Below are 1,894 nucleotides of genomic sequence, written 5' to 3' on the forward strand. Positions count from 1 at the left end.
GCAGAAAGAGGTTGGGCGAGTATGAGAAAAAAGTCTGTACAGCTAAGAAAAAAAGCGCAGGTGACTATCCCAAGCGAAATCGTAGAGGGATTGAACCTGAATGAAGGGGATCAGCTGGATATAATCGTGGAGGACGGAAGAATTATTTTAATTCCTACGGTAACGATAGCAAAGGATCAAGCATGGTTTTGGACGGAATCGTGGCAAAAAGGGGAAATACAAGCAGAAAGGGACGTCAGAGACGGCTGCTTGACCGATATTACGACTGGAGAAGAACTAGATGCGTTTTTTAATGCCCTGGGGATTGCTGAGGATAACGACGAGTAAATGTTCACTCTTCGACTGACGGACAATTTTAAGGAGAAACTGATTGGCTTGGATAGCCAGTCGCAGAAAGCGATTCGAAAAGCTCTTCGCTTTCTACAAAACAATCCCAAACACCCCTCCCTTCGCACGAAAAAGATGGAAGGTCATGATTATATCTTCGAAGCAAGCGCCAATATGNACGCATGACGTTCCATTTTGAAAAACCTGATACCATTGTTCTCCGAAATTGCGGACATCATGATGAAGCTTTGGGAAATCCATAATAGGCAAAATTAAAGGATCCGCTCGAGCGAGCGGATCCTTTTCTTATACTAGAAAAAATAAGGTAATTAGTTATACTAAATAATAAAGAAGGAGAAGCGTGACAACAACATGGATAATGATAAAGCGAACAAAGTTCATGAAACGCAATCCAACGAGTCTGAAATTTTAAACAGCACGAATACAAGCTTTATTGATGATCAACTGCTTCCTATGCAAAAAATAGAAGGTGGTGGCCCTCCTAAGAGAATTGATCTTAGTACGATGCCAAAACCGTTGAGAATTTTGGGTTACTTTTTCTTCGCATTTATTTTAATTATGTTTTTGGTGAGTTTATTTGTGAGTATATTCAAGTAGAATTTTCCCTTCCTGATTCTCTAAGGAATGAGTGGGGTATAGCCAATAAATTGACGCGGAACATATACGCTAATCCCTAAAATCCTTGAAAGTATCACAGTCACATGGGAAAATAAAAACTTAAGACTTAAGACATTTGATTTGGAAAGGAGGCGCTTTCGTGGGAACGCATATTTCAGTCATTGGTAACATCAAAGAAATTCGAACATTTGACGATAAGCCATTTGTGTGCCTTGAAGTGTCTTCAATTGGAAAATACGGGACCGTACAAAAAGGCCTTCCAGAACCAACAAGGGAAATTCATCATACTGTTCTTGTCTCAAAGAAGCAATTAAACCGTATAGAAAAAGAAGTAGCTCCCTTTGATGTGCCACTTTTGGGTAGTGAAGTATATGTATGGGGTATACCCACGTTTGATCTTACTTATGATGTACTAGAAGGGGATTTTGGTATTATTACGCAGGAGATCAAAAGCCTAACAGCGCGAAAAACAGAATTAGATTGGATCGAAAGAGGGGCGTATTTTNNNATGGACTACCCCAATGAATTACCAACCAGCCTTAAGCTACAGTTAATCACGGTACCGGGAGGCTCTCCTATATATCAAGATAAAGTGGCGCAGAACATCGCATATTACCAACAACATGGACGGCTTTCACGAGGCGTCACGGTTCAATGGGAAAAAGGAAAGTGGGTGCTTAAAAAGGGATTCAGTCGTTATGCGGCGGCAAAGAATATGGGATTATCGGAAATTCCAGTTCGGGCTTTGATGGTAACAGTAGCCGCTAATGAAGTTTAGTGGACATTAGCTTAGAGTAGGGGAAATCCGCTGTTCATGTGTCAAAAGTATAACGTCAAAATGTCGGCCGGACCCCTAATGCCGTTAATTATTTAAATGGTTACCGCGTATAAATGATTAACGGCATTAAAAAAGGGACTTTCAGATCTA

General features: G+C 40.6%; 3 protein-coding genes. All 3 read left to right on the forward strand.

All coding sequences use genetic code 11. From position 1 onward, the window contains the following. Positions 1 to 21 precede the first annotated feature (21 nt). On the forward strand, positions 22 to 327 hold the full coding sequence (locus tag ASC93_RS32815; RefSeq protein ID WP_082548043.1) for an AbrB/MazE/SpoVT family DNA-binding domain-containing protein: 306 nt from the start codon (positions 22 to 24) through the stop codon (positions 325 to 327). A 372-nt stretch (positions 328 to 699) separates the two neighbouring features. After that, on the forward strand, positions 700 to 945 hold the full coding sequence (locus ASC93_RS30770) for a hypothetical protein (RefSeq protein WP_056639368.1): 246 nt from the start codon (positions 700 to 702) through the stop codon (positions 943 to 945). Positions 946 to 1,105: 160 nt separating this feature from the next. Continuing rightward, positions 1,106 to 1,471: hypothetical protein (locus ASC93_RS32135; RefSeq protein WP_229412725.1), on the forward strand; the 366-nt coding region annotated here is incomplete at its 3' end. Between the last annotated feature and the right edge of the window lie 423 nt (positions 1,472 to 1,894).

It is taken from the genome of Massilia sp. Root335 (assembly GCF_001425685.1).
Taxonomy (GTDB): Bacteria; Pseudomonadota; Gammaproteobacteria; order Burkholderiales; family Burkholderiaceae_D; genus Telluria; species Telluria luteola.